The following is a 23,502-nucleotide window of genomic DNA, read 5'->3' as shown; positions in this document are numbered from 1 at the left end:
TATAAAAGGAGATGAAAAATGACTAAAGTGATTCATACTGACAATGCACCCGCAGCAATTGGTCCTTATGTGCAAGCGGTAAATTTAGGTAATATGGTGTTGACTTCAGGACAAATTCCAGTGAATCCACAAACAGGCGAGGTGCCAGCGGATATTGTGGCGCAAGCACGTCAATCATTAGAAAACGTGAAAGCAATTGTTGAACAAGCAGGTTTAAGTGTAGCAAATATTGTGAAAACTACGGTGTTCGTGAAGGACTTAAATGATTTTGCAGCAGTGAATGCTGAGTATGAGCGTTTCTTCAAAGAAAACGATCATCCAAATTTCCCAGCTCGTTCTTGTGTAGAAGTGGCTCGTTTACCAAAAGATGTTGGTATTGAAATTGAAGCCATTGCTGTGCGTGGTTAATTGATTTTCGTTGATTGATACATCAAAATTAGAGGGGCAAGCCGAAAGTGCTTGCCCTGTTATTTTCATATTTCTTTGATGGTTTGCTACTGCCTTTTTATTTTTGATATTTTTCTACTTGAGCTGTTTTTTCTTTCACTAAATTTTCCTTATTTATATCCTTTTTTCGTCCGGATTTATTAAAAAATCCAATTGGGGACGACCTTATTAACATTTTTTTCACAAATTTTAAGCAAAGATATTGAATTTTGTTTAAAAAATTGACATATTCAAAAAATATATAATAAAAAAGCCACTCGGCATCTCTTTTCACACAACATCCTCTTGGAGAAAAACTATGAAATTACTTACGAAACTTTCGCTAATTTCTTTAGCTTTAATTTCTGGTTCGGCATTAGCTGCACCAAAAACTTTTGTTTTCTGTTCAGAAGCCTCACCTTCTTATTTAAACCCAGCTTTGGGGACAGATGGTGCGACTATTGATGCATCAGGTCAACCTATGTTTGATCGCTTAACTAGCTTTGAAGCAGGTTCGACAAATGTGGTGCCGGGATTAGCGGAAAAATGGGATATTTCTGAAGATGGTAAAACTTATACGTTCTATCTTCGTAAAGGCGTTAAGTTTCATAGTAATAAACTCTTTAAGCCAACTCGAGATCTCAATGCAGATGATGTAATTTTCTCATTCAAACGTCAATCAGATCCAAATCATCCATACAACAAAATTTCTGGTGGGACTTATGAGTACTTCACTGGTATGGATATGCAAAATATCATCGAAAATGTTGAGAAAGTGGATGATTATACAGTGAAATTCACGTTAAAAGTGCCAAATGCTCCATTCCTTGCGAATATCGCAATGGATTTCGCTTCTATTCAGTCAGCAGAATATGCAGATAAAATGCTACAAGCGAAAACACAAGATAAATTTGACAGTAACCCAATCGGTACTGGTCCATTTGAATTTGTGTCTTATCAAAAAGATTCTGCTGTGCGCTTTAAAGCTTTTGAAAACTATTGGCAAGGCAAGGCTAAAGTTGACCGTTTAGTGTTTTCAATTACACCTGATGCGTCAGTACGTTATGCAAAATTAGCGAAAGGAGAATGTCACGCAATGCCATATCCTAATCCAGCGGATATTGCGAAATTAAAAGAAGACAGCAATGTGACATTATTAACTAAACCGGGCTTAAACGTGGGTTACTTAAACTTCAACGTGCAAAAGGCACCATTTGATAATGTGAAAGTGCGTCAAGCATTAAGCCATGCTGTAAATAAACAAGCAATTATTGATTCGGTGTATCAAGGTTCTGGTAGTGTGGCTAAAAATCCAATCCCACCAACAATGTGGTCTTACAATGATGATGTAAAAGACTACGAATATAACCCAGAAAAAGCGAAAGCATTGTTAAAAGAAGCTGGTTTTGAAAATGGTTTTGAGACTGATTTATGGGCAATGCCAGTGTCGCGTCCTTATAACCCGAATGCACGTCGTATGGCGGAGCTTATCCAAGCAGACTGGGAAAAAGTGGGTGTGAAAGCGAAAATCGTGAGCTACGAATGGGGTGAATATTTAAAACGTATGCGTGCAGGTGATCATTTAACTGGTATGATGGGTTGGACAGGGGACAACGGTGACCCTGATAACTTCTTAAATACATTATTAAGCTGTAATGCGGTTCAACAAGGTTCAAACTATGCGAATTTCTGCTATGAGCCATTTGAGAAATTAGTGGCAAAAGCATCGCAAGTTACCGATCACGAAGAACGTGTGAAGTTATATAAAGATGCTCAAGTGATATTTAAAGAGCAAGCACCTTGGATTACTATTGCACACTCTGTCACTTATTTCCCTGTGCGTAAAGAAGTTCAAGGCTACGTGATTAATCCATTTGGTCTTCACAATTTCTATGGTGTAGATTTAGCTAAATAACAGCAAATCTTGAAAATAGCATAGAACGAATCTGCACAATAGATGTGTAGATTCGTTTATTAGTTCTTTTTTTGCTCTATTGATTGTCATATAGAATAATACAAAACAGAGATAGAGATTCATTATGTTTCAGTTTATTTTAAAACGCATTTTAATGGTGATTCCGACTTTTTTTGCAATCACTTTAATTACTTTTGCTTTAGTGCATTTAATACCTGGCGATCCAATTGAGATTCGTATGGGGGAACGTGGGTTATCACCTGAAATTCACGCTCAAATGATGGCACAACTTGGGTTGGATAAACCTTTGCCAGAACAATACTTCAATTACATTAAAGGCGTACTACAAGGGGATCTTGGCAATTCTTTTCGTAATAATGAGCCTGTTTTGAAAGAGTTTTTTACTTTGTTTCCAGCGACAGTTGAATTAGCGTTTTTTGCCTTATCTTGGTCGTTAGTATTCGGTATTATTTTAGGCGTGATTGCTGCTGTAAAAAAAGACTCGTGGATTTCGCATACCGTCACTTCTCTTTCTCTCACTGGTTACTCAATGCCAATTTTCTGGTGGGGGTTAATCCTTATTCTTTATTTATCTGCACCGTTAGGTTTACCTGCTTCAGGACGTTTACCCGCAGAATATTGGATCGAAGCCGACACTGGTTTTATGTTAATTGATACTTGGCGTTCTGATGAGCCGGGGGCATTTCTTGCTGCTATAAAATCGTTAGTTTTACCTTCGATTGTATTAGGCACTATTCCATTGGCAATTATTACCCGTATGACTCGATCTTCGATGTTAGAAGTGCTTGGTGAAGATTATATTCGTACTGCGAAAGCGAAGGGATTAAATACTACGCGTGTGGTGATGATTCACGCATTACGTAATGCGTTAATTCCTGTTGTTACGGTAGTTGGTTTAATTATTGGTCAATTATTATCAGGTGCGGTATTAACCGAGAATATCTTCTCTTGGCCAGGGATTGGAAAATGGGTGATCGATGCGATTAATTCGCGTGACTATCCTGTATTACAAGGTTCCGTATTAATTATTGCAACGCTGATTATTTTAGTGAACTTAACCGTGGATTTGATCTACGGCGTTGTGAATCCAAGAATCCGCCATACTTAAAAGTGCGGTCAATTTTTATCGAATTTTATGAGTACTGCTTTGCTCATCTTTGAATAACGTTTATCTGGAGTGAATATGTCTGTAACTACAGAAGTGTCTTCCCCAACACCGAAGACTCCATTACAAGAGTTTTGGTATTATTTCTGCCAAAACAGAGGTGCGGTGATTGGCTTAACCTTTATTGCAATTGTATTTTTTGCGAGTGTTTTCGCAAGTTTTATTGCTCCTTTTGACCCAATTGAGCAAAACCGCAGTGCATTATTATTGCCACCAGCTTGGTTTGAGGGCGGTAACAGTGCATATTTATTAGGTACTGATGACATTGGGCGAGACATCCTTTCACGTATTATTTATGGTGCGAGATTATCGGTCTTCATTGGTTTAATTATCGTCGTATTGTCTTGCGTAGTGGGCGTAATTTTAGGTTTACTCGCTGGCTATTACGGTGGGATGGTGGACACTATCATTATGCGTTTTGTAGATATTATGCTCGCCATTCCCAGTTTATTGTTGACTATTGGTGTGGTGACAATTCTCGGTCCTTCTTTAATGAATGCAGCGATTGCCATTGCTGTAGTTTCTATTCCTAGTTATGTACGTTTAACTCGTGCTTCTGTGTTAAGTGAGAAAAATCGCGATTATGTCATTGCTTCTCGAGTAGCGGGTGCAGGCGTGTTACGCTTAATGTTTATCGTGATTTTACCTAACTGTTTAGCCCCTCTTATCGTACAAATGACGATGGGGATTTCCAATGCGATTTTAGAACTTGCTGCACTTGGTTTCTTAGGTATTGGCGCCCAACCACCAACGCCAGAACTTGGCACCATGTTGGCGGAGTCTCGGGGTTTTATGCAAACTGCAAACTGGCTTGTGACGATTCCGGGCTTGGCTATTCTCTCCCTTGTGCTTGCCTTCAACCTGATGGGCGACGGCTTACGTGATGCACTTGATCCAAAATTAAAACAATAGGAGGGGAAAATGGCGTTATTAAATGTGAATCAATTGTCAGTTCATTTTGGTGACAAAAAAGCTCCTTTTAAAGCAGTGGATCGCATTAGTTACACAGTAAATGAAGGGGAAGTATTAGGGATTGTAGGTGAGTCTGGTTCGGGTAAATCAGTGAGTTCATTGGCGATTATGGGCTTAATTGATTATCCAGGACGTGTGGAGGCACAATCCTTGGAGTTTAACGGTACAAACCTGCTGAGTTTAAGTCCAAAAGCGAAACAGAAGATCGTGGGTGCAGATGTTTCAATGATTTTCCAAGATGCGATGACCAGTTTGAACCCAAGTTTCACGGTAGGTTATCAAATTATGGAAGCATTGAAAGTGCATCAAGGTGGCACAAAAGCCTGTCGTTACGCACGTGCAATTGAGTTGCTCACAATGGTGGGCATTCCTGATCCACAATCACGTTTAGAAGTGTATCCGCACCAATTATCCGGTGGGATGAGCCAACGTGTGATGATTGCGATGGCGATTGCTTGTAATCCAAAATTATTGATTGCTGATGAGCCAACCACTGCACTTGATGTGACTATTCAGGCACAAATCATCGATTTATTATTAGAATTACAACGCAAAGAAAATATGGCGTTGATTTTGATTACGCATGATTTGGCTTTAGTCGCAGAGTCTGCACATCGCATAATTGTGATGTATGCTGGGCAAGTAGTGGAAGAAGGGCAGGCAGAGAAAATCTTCAAAGCACCTTTGCATCCTTATACCCAAGCGTTATTGAAAGCTTTGCCGGAGTTTGCAGAAGGTAAATCTCGTTTGCAATCTCTACTGGGCGTTGTGCCGGGCAAATATGACCGCCCACAAGGCTGTTTATTAAATCCACGTTGCCCATATGCAACAGATTTATGTCGCACGAAAGAACCAGAAACTCACTTAATTGAAGGGCGTCAAGTGAAATGCCACACACCTTTAGATGCCAGTGGTAAACCAAATTGTGCATTTATTCCAACACTTGGGGGAGAAAAATAATGACAGAAAAAACACAAAAGCAGCCCCCATTGCTTGATGCAATTGCACTGAAAAAATATTATCCAGTGAAAAAAGGGTTATTTGCAGGAACTAAATTAGTGAAAGCCGTTGATGGTGTTTCATTTACTTTGGAACGTGGAAAAACGTTGGCAATCGTAGGTGAGTCGGGCTGTGGTAAGTCTACACTTGGTCGAATGCTTACAATGATTGAATGTCCAACGGAAGGGGATTTGTTCTATAAAGGTCAAAACTTTTTAGTGAACGATAAAGAAACGCAACGTTTACGTCGTAAGAAAATCCAAATTGTTTTCCAAAATCCGTATGCATCATTAAATCCACGCAAAAAAGTTGGGACGATTTTAGAAGAGCCTCTGTTGATTAATACTGATCTTTCTGCCAAAGAGCGCAAAGAGAAAGTATTAGAAATGATGGCAAAAGTGGGCTTAAAACCAGAGTTTTATGATCGTTATCCACATATGTTTTCAGGTGGGCAACGCCAGCGTATTGCTATTGCACGTGGCTTAATGTTGCACCCTGATATTGTAGTAGCAGATGAACCGGTATCTGCATTAGACGTATCTGTACGTGCACAAGTGCTAAATCTAATGATGGATTTACAAGATGAAATGGGGTTATCTTATGTGTTCATTTCGCATGATCTGTCGGTGGTGGAGCATATCGCAGATGAAGTGATGGTGATGTATTTAGGGCGCTGTGTAGAACAAGGGGAAACTAAAACTATTTTTGGCAATCCACGCCACCCTTATACCCAAGCATTACTTTCTGCAACGCCACGATTAGAGTCAGAACATCGTCGTGAACGGATTAAATTAACGGGTGAGCTACCAAGTCCATTAAATCCACCAGCTGGTTGCGCTTTCCACGCACGTTGCCATAAAGCCACAGACAAATGTAGGGAAAGTAAACCCGAGCTAAACACTTATGCTGATGGTACAAGAATTGCTTGTTTTATGGTGGAATAATAAAAATCGAATCAATAAATTGGCGACTTTGGGGTCGCCATTTTTTTATATCATCATAGTGCGGTATTTTTTAGAAAACTTTCTAAAAATTGACCGCACTTTTACTTACTTCACTTTAAATTGTGGATTTCCCGCCCAGATCACCATAATTTTGTCATTCTTATATTCACGAGTGAAAGCGACGTATTTATCGCTTTTTAATGTGTTATGTTTACCTAAACCAACAGCAAGATGTTGTTTGCGGAATTGACCTAGCTTTTGCCAATGTTGGAGTAGTTGGCTTTGCTGGCTGTTTGGTGTTAAGTCAGTCCAGTTCATATCTGAACGGGTGCCTTGCATTGGGTCTGAGCCAGTTGCACCAAATGGGCGACCGCTTTCATCACCATAGAAAATTTGTACTGCACTTGGAGAGAGCATTAGTAAGCTAGCAGCTGTACGCTGTTTATCAAAATCAGATTGGCTGTCGGAATGGAAAAACAGTTTTGTATCGTGCGAAGAAAGATAACTTAATACATCAAAATCCTGCATTTTAGTACGCATTTCCTGATAAATAGGTTCAATATCAGCGAAACAATTCAGTGCATTCTTAGCGTGTTCTTGGAAATCAAAGTTAATCATTGAGTCAAAGCCGTTTTCAAAATAAGCTGTTTTATGTACACCGTGCCCCCAAGCTTCACCTGTCATCCAAAAATCATCTGCAAAGTGATTTGGATGTTTTTGTTGCCATTCTTGTAGAGCCTGTCGTGCCGATTGTTTGAGTTGTAGCCAAGTGGTTTGCTCGACATGTTTGGCTGTATCAACTCGGAAGCCATCAACGCCATATTTTCTCACCCAGTCAGTTAACCAAGTGATTAAATAATCTCGCACTCTGGCGTTATTTAATGTTTTGGCATTGGTGTCTTTATGTTGGAAAAATACGGGTAATTGCACCGCACTTTCGGCTTCAGTTTTTAAATCAGGTAAAGATGCTAGCGACATTTTTAAGTCATCAAATTTTGGGCTGTCATAATCGCCAATATCGGAGCGCACCCAATCTTTTCCCCACCAAGTTGACCAAGCCTTTTTATCACTAAAATTAATGTAGTCATTAAAACTGTGCCAATTTTGTCCTGTTTTCGGTGTCCAGTTTGTCCATTTTTCGCCTAAAATTTGTGGAAGTTCATCGCCTTTTAAATAAAACTGACCAAAGCCAAATTCTTGCATATCAGCTAACGAGGCATAGCCAGTATGGTTCATTACTACATCAAAAATCACACGAATGCCTCGTTTGTGTGCTTGTTCAATCAAGTTTTTGAGATCTTGTTCAGTCCCCATATTAGCATCGATTTTGGTCCAATCTTGATGGTAGTAGCCGTGATAAGCATAGTGTGGGAAATCACCTTTTGTACCACCGCCTACCCAGCCGTGCATTTGTTCAAGTGGGGAGCTTATCCATAACGCATTAACACCGAGACTTTGCAAATAATCGAGTTTTTCACTTAGGCCTTTGAGATCACCACCGTGGAAAGTAGCAATCTCTTCCATTCCGTCTTTTTGACGTCCATAACTATTATCATTGTTTGGATCACCGTTATGAAAACGGTCGGTAATCACAAAGTAAACTGTCGCATTGCCCCAATGGAAAATTTCAGAATTTTTGGTCGTACTATGGTATAGCTTTTCTAATAGCAATAAGCCATTAGATTGTGCATCTGGTTGAAAATGCACTTTGCCTTGCTGTACTGTTTGTGTTTTTCCTGAATAGAAATCACGAATGAGATCACCTTCTTTAAATACGGCTGATACATCAATTTCTAATAACTCACCATTCCAAGTTGGGCAAGTTTTGGTTTGTACATTGTCATTTGTTTGAGATTGCTCAAGGCTTAAACGAAATTCTGGTTTTCCACTACGTAGGTCAATTTCAGCAATGTAGTTACCTTGGCGAAATAAACGCAATTGGCCTGTTGTTTCACCGCAAGGAATAAGCTGAATAGTTTGATTTAATTTGACCGCACTTTCAGGTTGAAAGCATTGATTTTGATGTTTAAATTGAAATGGTTGAATGCCTTTATTAAGTTCTGCTTTTGATTGGAATAAGTGCGGTTCAATTTCAATAAATTTTGGGAAAAGAGGTGTTTGCCAAGCCAGTGCTGAACCAGAGAATAAGAGGGTAAATAACAGTGATTTTTTCATAGTACTTTCTCATAATAAACAAAAAGGTGAGAAAAAAGAGATAAAAAAATGGCACAAGATAACTTGTGCCATAAAGATTTTGTTGAATTAGCCTTTCACACCACCTGCGGTTAATCCATTGACTAACCAACGCTGTGCTAACAAGAACACGACCGTAATTGGGATCGCTGATAATACCGCTGCCGCAGCAAAATCACCCCAGAGGTAGTTTTGTGGGTAGAGATATTGTTGCATTCCGACTGCAAGGGTATAGCTATTCACATCACGTAACAATAGTGAAGCTACCGGTACTTCTGTAATTGCTGCAATGAAGGAGAGAATAAAGACAACAGCAAGAATTGGTACAGAAAGCGGTAATAAAATGAGACGGAAAGCCTGCCATGGCGTTGCACCATCTAAGGATGCGGCTTCTTCCAATGAACCATCGATCGTCTCGAAATATCCTTTAATTGTCCAAACATGCAATGCAATTCCGCCTAAGTAAGCGAATACAACACCTGCGTGCGTGTTTAGCCCTAAGAAAGGTACGTATTGTCCTAAACGATCAAATAATGCATATAATGCCACTAACGATAGTACAGCAGGGAACATTTGGAAAATTAACATACCCTGTAAAATCGTTTTCTTTCCTTTAAATTTCATACGCGCAAACGCATATGCACAAGTGGTTGAAAGGGTGACAATACCAATAGAGGTAATTGTTGCTACTTTAATTGAGTTCCACAACCACAAGAGAACTGGGAATGGTGGTGGTGTAACACTGCCATCAGCGTGTACCACATCAAACCCAAGTGCGAGCTTCCAATGCTCCAAAGAAATCTCACTCGGAATAATTTCACCAATCGCCAAGTTACCTGGGCGTAATGAAATTCCAATAACCATTAATAATGGGAACATAATTAATGAGATAAAAATAATCAACAAGAGATGCGTGCCAAATAAACGATAACGCATAGATTTTGGTTGAACAATTGCCATAATTTATTCCCTCTTAATCTAATTTGAATTTGGTTGCTTTCAAGTTGAGTAATGCTAAACCACCGACCAATAAGAAGATGATGGTAGCGATCGCCGCTGCTAGACCGAAATCTTGTGTGCCACTACCTTCAAAGGCAATACGGTAGGTATAACTTACTAATAAGTCGGTGTAGCCTGCTGGTGTTGTTGTACCAATCATATCAGGGCGACCGTTGGTCAATAATTGAATCAACACGAAGTTGTTAAAGTTAAATGCAAAGGAGGCAATCATTAATGGAGTTAATGGTTTCAATAATAATGGGAACGTAATTTTACTGAAGTTTTGCCAAGTTGAAGCACCATCCATTGCAGAAGCTTCATATAAATCTTGTGGAATAGCTTTGAGTAAACCCATACATAAGATCATCATATATGGATAACCCAACCACGTATTTACAATTAGAATCATTGTTTTTGCTAAGAACGGGTCGTTAAACCATTCTGGGCGAATTCCAAATAATTGGTTCAAAATTAAGTTAATTTCACCGAAACTTTGGTTGAATAAACCTTTAAATACTAGAATTGAAATAAATGATGGTACTGCGTAAGGTAAAATCAATAATAAGCGGTAAATGGCTTTGCCTTTTAAGGCTTCCCATTGTACTACGCAAGCAAGAACCATACCTAAAATTACAGTGAAAATTACGGTTAATACTGAGAAGATAACCGTCCAAATGAAGATTTGGATAAATGGTTTTTGGATACCTTCGTCAGTAAAGATTTTTACGAAGTTGTGGAAACCAGTAGAAACGGTGAATCCTGGCTCTAAGGTTTCTGATAACCAGTTGCCTTGTTGATCAACTTCTTGGAAGAAGCCAGTGTCTTGATTTGCACGATAAACTTTGCCTGTTTCATTATTGGTGAGAATTTGTTTATTGTCATTGTAAGTATAACGTGCTTTTTGTTCAGAAAACTGGCGTAATGAACTCATCGTCAAGGTACGGTTATCTGGCAATATCACTTGGATTGCTTGAAGTGCGGTGCGATTTTGAGTAATAACTTTTAATGGTGCAGAGGCTACTTCTGGTGCCATACCTTCAGTCACATTTACTTGTTTATCCGTAAACTGAATTGGCTGAGAGATAAAATACTGATCCGTATTTTTATTATGCAATGCTAATTGCCAGCGATCAGCTTGTGGATATAGTTTAAAGTCAAATTTATCACCTGCAAAATAACGTTGTTCTAATAACACACTCAAAGCACGTTCATACGCTAATTGGTTGGTGCCACTGTAATTGGTAAATGCAATAGCAATAGTTGCGATTAATGGGAATAAAATGAAAATCGCCATTCCCATCATTCCAGGGTAAACATATCGCCACGCATACACTTTTTTACTCGTGAAGATATACACCCCAGAGGTTAAAATTACCAAGGTTAAAAGGGCAAACAAATATTCACCTTGCGAATACATTAATACAACTAAATATAAATCAATAAGCAACACAGCCCCTGCAAGGAACCATTTGAGCCATTGCGATTGTGTGCTTGATTTCGCTTGAGTGGTTACCATAAGAACACCTATTTAATATTTATCCGAATAAGTGATAAGCATTTGAAATCATAGGATTTCGAAGTAGGTTAGGCGCTAGAGAGCTAGCGCCTGATTGTTTAATTACTGCTGTTTTTGGATACGACTGTGCGCATCATCTAATGCATCTTTCACACTTTGACGTTGATTCACAGCATTAATGATTGCACTACGCTCTGCATACCAGAATGCACTCATTTGTGGAATGTTTGGCATAATTTCACCGTGTTTTGCATTCGCCATTGTTGCAGCGATACGTGGGTCTTTAGCCAATTTTTCTTGGTATGATTTTAATGCTACAGCACCTAAAGGTTTATCTTTGTTCACCATCTCTAGACCTTCATCAGTTAGAAGATAGTTTTCTAAGAATTCAACAGCTAAGTCTTTGTTTGGACTTGCTGCGTTGATACCTGCACTTAATACACCTACGAATGGTTTAGATGCTTGGCCATTTAATGTTGGTAATTCAGCAACACCATAGTTAACACCACTTTTCTCAATGTTCCCCCAAGACCAAGGACCATTAATTGTTAATGCGGTTTGACCTTTGTTAAACGCTGCTTCTGCGATTGAGTAGTCCATATCTGGATTGATTTCTTTCGCTTTAACCATATCAACAACGAATTGTAAGCCTTTTTGTGAACCTTCGTTATTTACACCAATGTCGTTTGCATCGTATTTACCATTTGCAAATTTGAATGCATAACCGCCGTTTGATGCAACTACTGGCCAAGTGAAGTATGGCTCAGAAAGGTTCCACATAATTGCACTTTTACCGTCTTTTTTGAATTTCTTATCTAACTCTTTAATTTCTTCCCAAGATTTTGGTGGATTTGGTAGTAAATCTTTATTGTAGATTAAAGAAAGTGACTCAATTGCCACTGGATAACCAATGACTTTACCATTATAAGTTTCAGCATTCCATGCAAAATCTTCGAATTTTTGTTTGAATTCCTTGCTTGGGTGTAATTCTGCTAATAAGCCAGATTGAGCATATCCTCCAAAACGGTCGTGTGCCCAGAAAATAATGTCTGGACCATCACCTGTTGAAGCCACTTGTGGATATTTTTCTTCTAATTTATCAGGATGCTCAACTAATACTTTAACACCGGTATCAGCTTCGAATTTTTTACCTACTTCAGCAAGACCGTTATAGCCTTTATCGCCGTTAATCCAAATAACAATTTTACCTTCTGTCATTTTTGCTGCTACCGAAGAAGAAAGGATTAAACCGGCTACTGCAGTCAAGGTGAATTTGATTAAATTATTTTTCATAGCATTGCTCCTGAAATTGGAAGTAAATAATTGTGGTAAGTTAAAAAGCAAAAAAGCCTTTTGAGGTGTAGCATAGAATGAATATAAAGCCTATTTTATTCATCCTCCCCCCTTCTACTCCCCACTCTTTAATAATGTGATCTTATTAATAATTTAATAAAAAGTGTGATAGAGATCATATAAATTTGAGATGTAAATGCGATCTAGATCACAAAAAAATAGGAAAAAAATGCCTTGTTAAAATGAATTTGCTATAAATTTTGAATTTTTGCTAATCCTTAAAAATATTGGGATAGGATGATTTTTTTTTATATTAAGTTATTCACTATATTGCCACGATCGGGGATAGCGTGAATAGCGCAGATTAATGAGATAACAAGAGGTATAAATTATGTCAAATGTATCACTACGTAATGTCTGTAAATCTTATGGCGATATTCACATATCCAAGGACATTAATTTAGAAATTAATGAAGGTGAGTTTGTAGTTTTTGTTGGTCCATCAGGTTGTGGAAAATCTACATTACTTCGGATGATTGCTGGATTAGAAGACATTACATCTGGTGAGTTACGCATTGGCGAAAAATTGATGAACGACGTACCTCCTGCGAAACGTGGTATTGGTATGGTGTTTCAATCTTACGCACTTTACCCACATTTAAGCGTTGCTGAGAATATGTCTTTTGGTTTGAAATTAGCCGGTGTAAGTAAAGCTGAACGTGACCAAAAAGTTAATCAAGTGGCTGAAATCCTCCAGTTAGCCCATTTATTAGATCGCAAACCAAAAGCTCTTTCCGGTGGTCAACGCCAACGTGTTGCAATCGGACGTACGCTTGTATCCCAACCTGATGTTTTTTTATTAGACGAACCGCTTTCTAACTTAGATGCGGCATTACGTGTACAAATGCGCGTCGAAATTTCTAAATTACATAAAAAATTAAATCGCACAATGATTTACGTAACGCATGACCAAATTGAGGCGATGACATTAGCGGATAAAATTGTAGTATTAAAAGCAGGTGGTATTGCCCAAGTGGGTAAACCATTAGAACTTTATCATTATCCAGCAAACCGCTTCGTGGCTGGTTTTATTGGTTCACCAAAAATGAACTTCTTACCAGTGCGTGTGACAGCAGTAGAAAAAGAGCGTGTTCAAATTGAATTACCAGATGCAAATCATCATAACTTCTGGATTCCAGTATCTGGTGTAGGCGTAAAAGTGGGCGACAATTTATCTTTAGGTATTCGTCCCGAACATTTGATTCCATCGGATAAAGCACAAGTGACTTTACGTGGTATTGTGCAAGTAGTGGAATTATTAGGTAACGAAACACAAATCCACTTAGAAATCCCAGAAATTAAGCAACCAACGTTGGTTTATCGCCAAAACGACATTGTCTTAGCGAAAGAAGAACAAGTAATGGATATTGGTATCGTCCCAGAGCGTTGCCACTTATTCAAAGAAGATGGCACAGCTTGCCAACGTTTATTTAAAGAAATTGGTGTTTAGTTTTTTCTTCCACAGCCTCAGGGATGAGCGTGGAAACCAACAGACTATAAAATTTTGGTGTTGATCGCTTTATTTCAATCACCATTTACATTCTCCATATCGATATGGTATTGGAATATAAATCATAGATATTTAGACAGAGGTCAATTATGAATAGTAAAAAGACACTACTTGCTCTAGCAGTAACAGGCGCATTATTTGCAACCCAAGCAATGGCTGTTGATTTCCACGGTTATGCACGATCAGGAATTGGTTGGAGTGGTTCAGGCGGTCAGCAATATTCATCGAATGGTATTGCTAACGGTATTACTGTGAACGGTGGTGATCATAAATATCGTTTAGGTAATGAATCAAGCACATATACTGAGTTTAAATTAGGTCAAGAATTATTTAAAGATGGTGAAAAATCATTCTATTTGGACTCAAATTTGGCTTACGGTGTTAATCAACAAGGTGATTGGGAAACAACTACTCCTGCATTACGTGAGATTAATGTTCAATTCAAAAACTTTGCAGATAGCTTACCGGGTGCAACATTATGGGCGGGTAAACGTTTCTATCAACGTCACGACGTACATATGAACGACTTCTACTACTGGGATATTTCTGGTCCTGGTGCAGGGGTTGAAAACATTGATTTAGGTTTTGGTAAATTATCTGTAGCTGTTACCCGTAATACTGAGGGTGGCGGTGCGTATGGTTGGACATATGATGCCACTACTAAAACTTGGAAATCGACCCAAGATAAAAATAAAGAAGTCTTTAATGATGTATTTGATGTTCGTTTAGCTGGCATTGAAACAAATAAAGATGGTTCATTAGAAATTGGTTTTGATTACGGTGTGGCACACAAACAAAAACGAGCTAAATTAGATAAAGATGCGACTAAAAATGGTTTCATGTTAACTGTTCAACATACACAAGGTAACTTCTTTGGTGGCTTTAATAAATTTGCGGTGCAATATGCTAAAGATGCGATGACTTCTTGGAGCGTAGGTCACTCTTTAGGCGCATCAACAACAAATCGTGGTTATATGTTACGTGTGTTAAATCATGGTGTTGTTCAATTTAGTGATAAAGTTGAAACAATGTACGCATTGATTTACGAAAAAACAGATTTAGATAATAAAGCTGGTAAAACTTGGTTCTCTGCTGGCGTACGCCCAATGTACAAATGGAATAACACTATGAGTACATTAGTTGAATTGGGTTATGATCGCATTAAAGATCAAGCAACTGGTAAGAAAAATGATTTAACCAAAGTCACTCTTGCACAGCAATGGCAAGCAGGTAGCAGTATTTGGGCTCGTCCAGCAATCCGTGTATTTGGTACTTATGCACACTGGAATGATAAATTCAACCAATCTCATCGTACAGATGCAGGTTATAAAGCGAAAGATGGCGAATTTATCGGTGGTGTTCAATTCGAAGCTTGGTGGTAATCCACTCGCTTAATCAATATGGCACGGGTTTCAACCTGTGCCATTTATCCTTGACGTAATTTCTGAGTTTTTGAGGTTAATATGAAAAAAACATTACTCGCAACCGCACTTTTCTTCACATCGGCTTTGAGTTTCGCAAATCCTGCGCATATTAATTCAAAAGCATTATCACAATTACAATGGCAAGATGTCACGTTTTCACAAACAATGAAAACATCACTTTCTGAACAGCAAAGTCAAGCATTTACAGCACATTTTGCTGGAACAGAAAGCCCGATTGCAGCATATCGTATTCCTGCAAATCAAGGTTCATTAACGATTGAGGTTACCAGCCCAATTTTAGATAAAAATCTGTTCGTACCAAGTGCGGTTATTTTTGATTCAAAATTTAATATTGCGGCGACTTATCCGTCCTCAACCTTTAAATTTCAAGAAGAACGTGGTTTAAAACCAAATCGTTTAGAAGCGGAATTAAATTTAACTCCAGTTGCGGGGCAAGATTATATTTATTTATTGATTTATACCACTGCAGACGATTTAGCTAAAACAACAATGGTGCCACATCCAGCAAAAACCTTTGCGAAAGCAACGGGTAAACAGCCACCGGCAATTCCTGATATTCAAGTGAATCATAGCCGTCATGGCGAAATGCAAGTTAAAGTGACGAATTCACAAGGCACACAATTTATTGGTTTACCAACCACATTATTTGAGAAAAAAGCAACAACACAGGTAGGTAAAGTTGAACAAACTACAGCGACAATGACAATGCCGACTGCAAAAGCAGTTGATATGCCAGTAGATAAAGATACTGAAGCCTACTTTAACCAAGCGGTGAAAAAAGCTTTAAAACAAAATGATATTAATAAAGCGTTAAACTTAGTGAATGAAGCTGAAAAATTAGGTTTAACCTCTCCGCGTCAGATTTTCTTAAAACAAGTATCCTCTACATCAAAATAGTTTAACGTCTTTTTCATTATGAATTTTTGCCACAGTGTTGTTTCTTGTGGCATTTTTTTTGTCTAAATTGATACTATTCTATTTTTCATAAAATGATTAGAATGTAATCGTTATTGATTAATTTAAGGAGTAATGAATATGTGGCGGCATTTTCTAGATAAAATCAGGCAATTACACCAATATTATCCATTAGAAATGGCGGTTATTTGGGTAAGCTCAATTTTCTCTTTATGGTTAGACAATCATAATTTTGCTATACTTTCAATTTATACGTTTTTATTCCCAATTTATTTCTCTGCTGCTTTTTTACTGAAAAAATTCCCTTATGGCTCTTGGATCGCTGTTGCCTACTCTATTGCCGTCACCTTATTTTTTAAATTTAGTGCAACTGCGATTTATGATAACTCAGCCTATTTTGGCTTGCTTACAATCCACTTCTTGTTGTTTTTGACTTATCCACTGCTGAAAGACAATCGAGCTTTTGTTTATCTCGCAATGACAAGATTAGTGCAATTATGCTTTGCAGTGTTTATTGCATTAGTGATTAATTTTGCATTGTTAATGATTTATTCCAGCGTGGAATATTTATTTAATATTGAAGTCATCAATCATGTTGCTAAGCAAACTACGATTTTTACTCAGATCTTTTTTGCTCCGATCTTATTTTTATTGTTTGAAAGCAGAAACACTACTGATGAAAAAATCCAGTTTCGTTATGAAATTGAGTTAATTATTAATTATGTGCTTTCGCCATTGGTGATGATTTATACCCTAATCGTATATATCTATCTTGGCAAAATTGTGCTGACGTCCTCTCTGCCACAAGGTGGATTGGCGTACATTATTGTTTTCTATCTTTCTTTAGGCTTGTTGTGTATTGCCTTGCACGCAATGTTAACGCAACCAAAATGGCAAGCGTTTTATCGCTATTTCACCTATCTTGCGATTGCCCCGTTGGGCTTATTGTGGGTAGGTATTTACGCCAGAGTTAGCACTTATGGGCTAACTGAAGCACGTTTTTTATTGGTGATTATTGCTACATTGTTGTCGATTTTTATCTTATGTTCATTAAGTAAAAAATTGCATCAATACCGTTGGTTTACACTGATGACCGCCGTTGTGATTTTCTTTGCCTTTATTGTTGGTTCACCAAAAACATTTGTCGATAAAAGCCAGTTAGCACGCTTTGAACAGTTATTACAAGATCTTGATTTGTTAGATGAGACGAACAAACTGGATAAAAAAATGTATGAAAAGCATTTCGGCAAAAAAGTCACAACTGAACAGGCAAGTAAATTTTCACAGCTGAACGATATTATTTATCCTTATATTCTCAATAACCCAGAGGCGATTGCCAAATACGGTAGAAAAGACCTCGAGCATTTGGCAAAAATTTATTATGAAAGAGTCATTTATGCTGATGACAACCAAGATGAGCGTGTAAGGCTGACTTTCTATGCTTACAGTGGCTCAGAAACAAACGCGAAGAAAATGCCATTGGATATCCAAAAATATAAAAAACTTTATATTATCAATGGGTACAGCGCTTCAAACTTAGAAGGCAAAGAGGAACTTTCTGAAGAAGAAAAAGCCAGTTTATTTGATCGTAAGTTTGCACTCACTGACGAAGATTCGGGCTATCAATATGCTTTCAATGAAAGTTATTTTGTGGATGTGTTCGCTCAAGCTGGGTTTGATATCCATAAAAAATATGACGAGGATGAATTACGCCAGCTATCCCCTCAATTGACGAAAGTCCCAACTGAAGATGGTGGCTTGCTGATTTTCCGCGATATTGATTTTGTGTATGAAACACACGGTGATATCAAAGGTTATGTATATCAAGGCGGTTATATTGAGTTTTATTTGTCCCCTAAATGATGAATGAAAATGTCGTGATCTGAAACGAAAAGACAGCATTGCTTGAGAAAATAATGCTGTCTTTTTTATTGTGACTCAAAGTGCGGTCAATTTTTTATGAATTTTGTGAGCAAAGGCTACACGTCATAAGTGCCCATTACTACCGCTTGATCTAAAACATGCCCTTGCATTGCAAAGTGCAGATCATTAAAACGGAAACCAGCTTTTAGGTCTAATTTGCAATCAAGCGCATAGACGATCAATTCGTAACGGTGCAAGCAGTTTGGCGGTGCCATTCCACCATAAACAGAGGCTTCAGCAATATCAAATTTACCTAACACGCTTGCCCACGAGTTTGCCCCTTGCACATAATCAGTCGCAGTTAAACTTTCATTTTCTTGCACAGAAGTACGCTCTAAATTAGCGATTAACCAATGAATCCAAACGAAACCACTCGCCGTAATCGCATCTTTATCTTCTAACACGGCTGCAAAAGACTCTGTCCCTTCAGGCGCACCGCTAATTTCAAACGGGATAGAATAAGTTGGCATACCATTTGGGCTAAATTGACTACCTCGCTTACCGTATTTGTCTTCAAATGCCCCATTTTTAATGGCTGAACTGGTGACTTTCATCATTTCTCCTTAGTTTGTAGTTAAACAGGCACTTTCTACTATAACTGGAATTGATGAAAATTTCGCTAGATTATTTGTATTTAAGGAAAAGAAAAGTGCGGTCGATTTTTTAGAAATTTTGAAAAAACAGACCGCACTTAATGTTCAGGGATTGAGAGTAAAGAATAGCGTGAGCTTACGACATTCGTCCGTTCTCAATATGAATCACTTGATCGCAGATTGCCATTGTTGAAGCACGGTGGCTGACTAATACAATTAGTTTTTCCGATTTCACATTGAGCAATGACTGCAAAATAATCGCTTCGTTTAAGCTGTCTAAGTTACTGGTTGGCTCATCCAGTAAGATAATTGGCGCATTGTGCAAGAACGCACGGGCAATGCCGATACGTTGTTTTTCACCGTCCGATAAATTACTGCCTAGCTCGGTGACTTTAGTGTCATAACCTTCTGGTAAGCTCATAATAAAGTCGTGAATTGAAGCTTTTTTCGCGGCTTCAATTACTTGTTCTTTGCTTGCACGGCGATCAGCCATCAAAATATTTTCATAGATGGTTTCATTGAAAATATAGGTTTGTTGGGTGATGTAAGCGATATTATCACGCAAGCTGAGGGTATTAATTTCTTTTAAATCTTTGCCATTGATGCGGATTGTCCCTGATTGAGGGTCGTAAAAACGCATAATCAATTTCAATAAAGTACTTTTGCCACTGCCACTACGTCCATGAATACCTAAAATTTCGCCTTTAGTTAAACGTAAATTCACATTTGAAAGGATTTGTTCGTTATCATAAGCAAAACTTAAATGTTCAACATCAAGTTGGTTCGCATCGGTTAAATCAACGCCTTTCACCACGTCTTTTAAGTGCGGTTCTTCGGCTAATAAACCCAGTACACGCTCACCACTGGCTAGGGTTTGCAATAAGTTATTAGACAAATTACTTAACGCAATCACAGGCCCATAGCTGGACATCAATAGAATCACTGCGATTAATAAACCTGCAAAGTTGATTTGTTGATTCAAATATAGCACTACGCCAGCGATTAAAATCAGGATATTGAAAGCAGAAACCGCAATTTCTGTATAAGAACGCACTTTACCTTCTTGTTGTTTGATTTTTAAAAAGGCTTGGTCGATTTTTTCACTACGTTGGTGAATGCCAGCCAAACGCTCTTTTTCATTACCAAACAGTTGCAATTCTTTCATTCCACGAATGCTATCGAGAAAATAATCGTTCATTTCACCTACGAGCTCACGGTAAATACGCCCGTCTTCACGGGCCATTTTTGTCGTGATAATTGGTAGAATTAAACCAATGGTGATATAGGCTAAAAATGCAATTAGCGTAAACCACAAAGAAATGTGCGTAAACACTGCCAATAAAAAGCTTGAGGTTAAGAATGCAATCATAATTGGGGCGATAGTGTGTGCATAGAACACTTCTAACAATTCAATGTCATTGGTCACTAATGATAATAATTGCCCTGATTGCTTACCCTGTAATTTCACAAATGCTAGTTTACGCAAGGCAGTGAACACTTTATCACGTAATAAGGCTAACAATTTGAACGCAATGTAATGCCCTGACATTTGTTCAAGGTAGCGTAAGATGCCGCGTGCTACCGCTAAGACGATAAGTGCGGTCAAAATTTGCGAAAAACTGAGATGCGTTGGGAAATCCAATAAGTTAGATAAGCCCATCGCACCAAGCACCATAATGAAGATAGCAGCTAAAAAACCAAGTACTCCCATAATAATGGTGAAGCTCATAATATGGGCTAATGGTGTCACTAACTTCAATAATTGCCACATAATGGCAAAACCATTTTTACGCATATTGTTGCCCTCCGTTGCGAGTATTTTCGCGGATATTCTCTAAGTTGCGTTGTTGATTGAACATTTCCGCATAAATGCCATTTGCCGCCATTAAACTTTCGTGGTTGCCTTGCTCTGCTAATACTCCTTGTTGTAATACATAAATTTGATCCGCTTTGACGGCATTTGCTAAACGGTGGGAAATCATCACAATAGTTTTTTCTGCTTTTAAACGTTGAATGAAACTCAAAATAATTTCTTCGCTTTCCACATCAATGTTGCTGGTGGCTTCATCGAAAATGTAGAAATTTGCGTTGTGTAATAAGGCGCGCGCAAGGGCTAAACGTTGAATTTGTCCGCCAGATAAGTTACTGCCACGGCTTAACAATGCCATATCTAAACCGCCATTTTCACGCACAAAGTTGGCAAGGTTAACTTGTTCTAACACATCGTAAATTTGTTCATCTGTGGCGTTTAAGTTCGCCATTAACATATTTTCACGCAAGGTGCCTTTGAACACATAAGAGTTGTGACTGACTAATGACACGTGACGATAGAACGAGTGGCGATCAAGGTCTTGGATTTCTTGTCCATTGAATAAAATCTTGCCTTGCTGTGCTTTGTGGAAGCCCATTAATAAGGACACTAAAGTGGATTTACCGCAGCCACTTTTACCCACAAAAACGGTTAATTGTTTTGGTTGAATCGTTAAATCTAAACCATTAATCGCTTGTTTTTCAGCGTTATAGGCAAAGTGTAAATTTTGGATATCCACTTGAACTTGATTTTCTGCTCTAAAATCTACCGCACTTTCGTTGGTTTCTACTGGTGTATCTAATAACGTGAAAATTTTGTCTGAGGCAGCTTTGCCGTTCATTGCTACATGGAAGAACGAGCCAAGCAAACGCAATGGGATAAAGAATTCTGAAGCCAATAAGATAAATAAAATCACACCGAAAATGCCTAAATTATCTGATTGGAATTGTAGAAGTGCGGTTAAAATACCGATTGCCGCACCACCGTAAGCCAATAAGTCCATCAAGGATACGGAGTTGAGCTGCATGGTGAGTACTTTCATTGTAATGGTACGGAATTTTTCCGCTTCAATATCCATTTGTTTCGCTTTGTAGTCATCATCTTGATAGATTTTTAAAGTGATCAAACCTTGCAAGTTATCTAAGAAGCTGCTGCCTAAGCCCACATAAATTGACCAATATTTATGTAATAAACGTTTCGCAATTTTATTTACTGCGATGATCGACATTGGAATTAAGGGGACACAAACTAATAAAATTAACGCAGTTGGCGCATTAAACCAAACAAGGAAAATAAATAAGGTTAATGGTGCTAGCAGGCTGTAAAACAGTTGTGGTAAATAGCGACCAAAATAGATTTCTAGTTGCTCCACCCCTTCTGATGCCACTTGGATAATTGATGAAGTAGATTGTTGGTTGACTTGATTTAACGGCATTGCAGCTAATTTTTGGAAAATAAGCGTACGCAATTCATGTTTAACATTGGTACTGGCTTGATAAGACGCTTTCACTGACATCTTGCCTGCAAAAGCGCGTATTGCAAGGGCTACAACTAAGTTAATTGCATAGCTAAACAATGTGCCAAGTGTTAATGTTTGCTCAAATGCTTGTTCTAAACACAGCGCAAAAATGACCGCACTTACTATGCTCGCTACTAGCGCAACCCAGTTCCATAACACTGTTTTGGCGACCCATTTTTTACTGTCGGATACCGTGTTAATTAATCGTTTATCGATCATCATAAAAGGTTTGTCCTTAAAAAAGCTTAGGTGAATTTCAAATGCGCTATTTTAACATAGATGAGAATGGGATTTATTAAAAATAAATAGAAAAAACGGTATATTTTATAGAATACACCGTCATTTTTTAGATAAACAAAAGGGTTATTTTTTTGATACAAATCTAGGCATCATACTGGCAATCACAGTAGCTATAATGATGATCAAAATACCGAACCAAGATAGCAATGAAATAGTCTCACCAAGTAACAAGATTGCCAAAGCCACGCCAAAAATTGGCTCAAGTGCGGTCAATAATCCACTTAAATTGGTGTTGGTGGAATTGAGTCCTTTATTCCAGAGCCAGTAGGCAATCCAGCTACAAAAAATCGCAAGATAAAGTAAACCGAGCAACCCTTGCCAGTTGAAGTGAATATCCCAATTTTGTGTGAAAATCAGCGTAAAAGGTAAGCAAGTGATAGTGCCTAACACCACTGAAATGGCGGTGTAGGCGGTGGCAGTAATTTGCCTGATCATCGATTTTGTCCAACGCAAACAGCTGGCGAAAAGTAACCCTGCTAATAAAATGAGTGTGCAACCAAATAACGTGATTTCCCCTTCACTACGGCCGCCTGCGATTAAAATCGCAACCCCAGCAAACGCCATTGCACCGAAAAACCAATGATACCAAGCTGCTTTATCTTTGAAGAAGAAATGCCCCATAAAGACGATGAGTAAAGGCTCTAAGCCGATAATAGTTGCTGCACTGGCTGCTGAAGTGTAATGTAACCCAATGAATTGTAATAAGAAAATTGCAGGGTAATTAAGAAAACCAAGCCACCATAATTGTGGGCGAACTGTTTTGTCCACTTTTTTCCAATGACGCAGAAATAAAGGAAAGATGAGAAAAGATATGATGATTAAACGAGTTTGAACGGTTAGAACAGGATCAAGCATTGTGAAGGCATATTTGCCGGCAACGAAAGAACTTGCCCAAATAAAGATAGCAATGATTTGGTATAGCATTCGATTATAAAAAGTGCGGTTAATATTGCATTTATTTTAACCGCACTTGATGAAATGAAA

19 protein-coding genes are annotated in these 23,502 nt (G+C 38.2%); 10 read left to right on the top strand and 9 right to left on the bottom strand.

The window, feature by feature from the left end:
• Positions 1–18 precede the first annotated feature (18 nt).
• The gene (locus CKV78_RS08630; RefSeq protein ID WP_005763929.1) at positions 19–408 is read left to right on the top strand and encodes a RidA family protein; all 390 of its coding nucleotides are present in this window, start codon (positions 19–21) and stop codon (positions 406–408) included.
• Between the two features lie 97 nt (positions 409–505).
• Here CKV78_RS08630 and CKV78_RS08625 read toward each other — a convergent pair whose 3' ends face one another.
• A complete protein-coding gene (locus CKV78_RS08625) occupies positions 506–721 on the bottom strand; it encodes a hypothetical protein (RefSeq protein ID WP_005763927.1) in 216 nt (71 codons plus the stop codon).
• A 24-nt stretch (positions 722–745) separates the two neighbouring features.
• On the opposite strand from CKV78_RS08625, the gene CKV78_RS08620 reads away from it, so the two are divergent.
• From CKV78_RS08620 to CKV78_RS08600, 5 genes are all read left to right on the top strand, one after another.
• Positions 746–2,341 (top strand): ABC transporter substrate-binding protein, encoded by a 1,596-nt coding sequence (locus CKV78_RS08620; RefSeq protein ID WP_005763925.1) that lies wholly within the window; start codon positions 746–748, stop codon positions 2,339–2,341.
• A 124-nt stretch (positions 2,342–2,465) separates the two neighbouring features.
• On the top strand, positions 2,466–3,470 hold the full coding sequence (locus CKV78_RS08615; RefSeq protein WP_005763924.1) for an ABC transporter permease subunit: 1,005 nt from the start codon (positions 2,466–2,468) through the stop codon (positions 3,468–3,470).
• Between the two features lie 75 nt (positions 3,471–3,545).
• Positions 3,546–4,439 (top strand): ABC transporter permease subunit, encoded by an 894-nt coding sequence (locus CKV78_RS08610; protein WP_005763923.1) that lies wholly within the window; start codon positions 3,546–3,548, stop codon positions 4,437–4,439.
• 9 nt (positions 4,440–4,448) lie between these two features.
• On the top strand, positions 4,449–5,459 hold the full coding sequence (gene dppD, locus CKV78_RS08605) for a dipeptide ABC transporter ATP-binding protein (RefSeq protein ID WP_005763922.1): 1,011 nt from the start codon (positions 4,449–4,451) through the stop codon (positions 5,457–5,459).
• Positions 5,459–6,442, top strand: coding sequence for a peptide ABC transporter ATP-binding protein (locus CKV78_RS08600; RefSeq protein WP_005763920.1), 984 nt, complete (start codon positions 5,459–5,461; stop codon positions 6,440–6,442). The genes dppD and CKV78_RS08600 overlap by 1 nt, the downstream gene beginning before the upstream one ends.
• Before the next feature lie 105 nt (positions 6,443–6,547).
• On the opposite strand, the gene CKV78_RS08595 is transcribed toward CKV78_RS08600, so the two are convergent.
• From CKV78_RS08595 to malE, 4 genes are all read right to left on the bottom strand, one after another.
• Positions 6,548–8,617: an alpha-amylase gene (locus CKV78_RS08595; RefSeq protein ID WP_005763918.1), complete on the bottom strand. Its 2,070-nt coding sequence runs from the start codon at positions 8,615–8,617 to the stop codon at positions 6,548–6,550.
• Positions 8,618–8,704: 87 nt separating this feature from the next.
• The gene (gene malG, locus CKV78_RS08590; RefSeq protein WP_005763917.1) at positions 8,705–9,595 is read right to left on the bottom strand and encodes a maltose ABC transporter permease MalG; all 891 of its coding nucleotides are present in this window, start codon (positions 9,593–9,595) and stop codon (positions 8,705–8,707) included.
• 13 nt (positions 9,596–9,608) lie between these two features.
• Positions 9,609–11,150, bottom strand: coding sequence for a maltose ABC transporter permease MalF (gene malF, locus CKV78_RS08585; RefSeq protein WP_005763916.1), 1,542 nt, complete (start codon positions 11,148–11,150; stop codon positions 9,609–9,611).
• 102 nt (positions 11,151–11,252) lie between these two features.
• The gene (gene malE, locus CKV78_RS08580; RefSeq protein ID WP_005763914.1) at positions 11,253–12,443 is read right to left on the bottom strand and encodes a maltose/maltodextrin ABC transporter substrate-binding protein MalE; all 1,191 of its coding nucleotides are present in this window, start codon (positions 12,441–12,443) and stop codon (positions 11,253–11,255) included.
• A gap of 391 nt (positions 12,444–12,834) precedes the next feature.
• On the opposite strand from malE, the gene malK reads away from it, so the two are divergent.
• The 4 genes from malK to CKV78_RS08560 all read left to right on the top strand — a co-directional run bounded on the left by malK (position 12,835) and on the right by CKV78_RS08560 (position 18,236).
• Positions 12,835–13,953 carry a maltose/maltodextrin ABC transporter ATP-binding protein MalK gene (gene malK, locus CKV78_RS08575; RefSeq protein WP_005763913.1) on the top strand — a complete coding sequence of 373 codons (1,119 nt, stop codon included), beginning with the start codon at positions 12,835–12,837 and terminating at the stop codon, positions 13,951–13,953.
• Positions 13,954–14,102: 149 nt separating this feature from the next.
• Positions 14,103–15,395 carry a maltoporin gene (locus CKV78_RS08570; RefSeq protein ID WP_005763911.1) on the top strand — a complete coding sequence of 431 codons (1,293 nt, stop codon included), beginning with the start codon at positions 14,103–14,105 and terminating at the stop codon, positions 15,393–15,395.
• Between the two features lie 81 nt (positions 15,396–15,476).
• The gene (malM, locus tag CKV78_RS08565) at positions 15,477–16,355 is read left to right on the top strand and encodes a maltose operon protein MalM (RefSeq protein ID WP_005763909.1); all 879 of its coding nucleotides are present in this window, start codon (positions 15,477–15,479) and stop codon (positions 16,353–16,355) included.
• A gap of 138 nt (positions 16,356–16,493) precedes the next feature.
• Positions 16,494–18,236, top strand: coding sequence for a DUF4153 domain-containing protein (locus CKV78_RS08560; protein ID WP_050397011.1), 1,743 nt, complete (start codon positions 16,494–16,496; stop codon positions 18,234–18,236).
• Between the two features lie 116 nt (positions 18,237–18,352).
• Here the strand turns inward: CKV78_RS08560 and CKV78_RS08555 are convergent, their stop codons facing one another.
• The 4 genes from CKV78_RS08555 to CKV78_RS08540 form a co-directional block, all read right to left on the bottom strand.
• Positions 18,353–18,850 carry a YbhB/YbcL family Raf kinase inhibitor-like protein gene (locus CKV78_RS08555; protein WP_005763905.1) on the bottom strand — a complete coding sequence of 166 codons (498 nt, stop codon included), beginning with the start codon at positions 18,848–18,850 and terminating at the stop codon, positions 18,353–18,355.
• A gap of 175 nt (positions 18,851–19,025) precedes the next feature.
• Positions 19,026–20,684 (bottom strand): thiol reductant ABC exporter subunit CydC, encoded by a 1,659-nt coding sequence (gene cydC / locus CKV78_RS08550; protein WP_005763903.1) that lies wholly within the window; start codon positions 20,682–20,684, stop codon positions 19,026–19,028.
• Positions 20,677–22,440, bottom strand: coding sequence for an ABC transporter ATP-binding protein/permease (locus CKV78_RS08545; protein ID WP_005763901.1), 1,764 nt, complete (start codon positions 22,438–22,440; stop codon positions 20,677–20,679). Before CKV78_RS08545 ends, cydC begins: the two co-directional genes overlap by 8 nt.
• A gap of 141 nt (positions 22,441–22,581) precedes the next feature.
• Positions 22,582–23,442 (bottom strand): DMT family transporter, encoded by an 861-nt coding sequence (locus CKV78_RS08540; RefSeq protein WP_005763900.1) that lies wholly within the window; start codon positions 23,440–23,442, stop codon positions 22,582–22,584.
• Positions 23,443–23,502: the final 60 nt, after the last annotated feature.

This window comes from Pasteurella dagmatis, assembly GCF_900186835.1.
GTDB classification, from domain to species: Bacteria; Pseudomonadota; Gammaproteobacteria; order Enterobacterales; family Pasteurellaceae; genus Pasteurella; species Pasteurella dagmatis.
The sequence above is the reverse complement of the archived record's forward strand: the minus strand, read 5'-3'. Positions and strand labels throughout refer to the sequence as shown.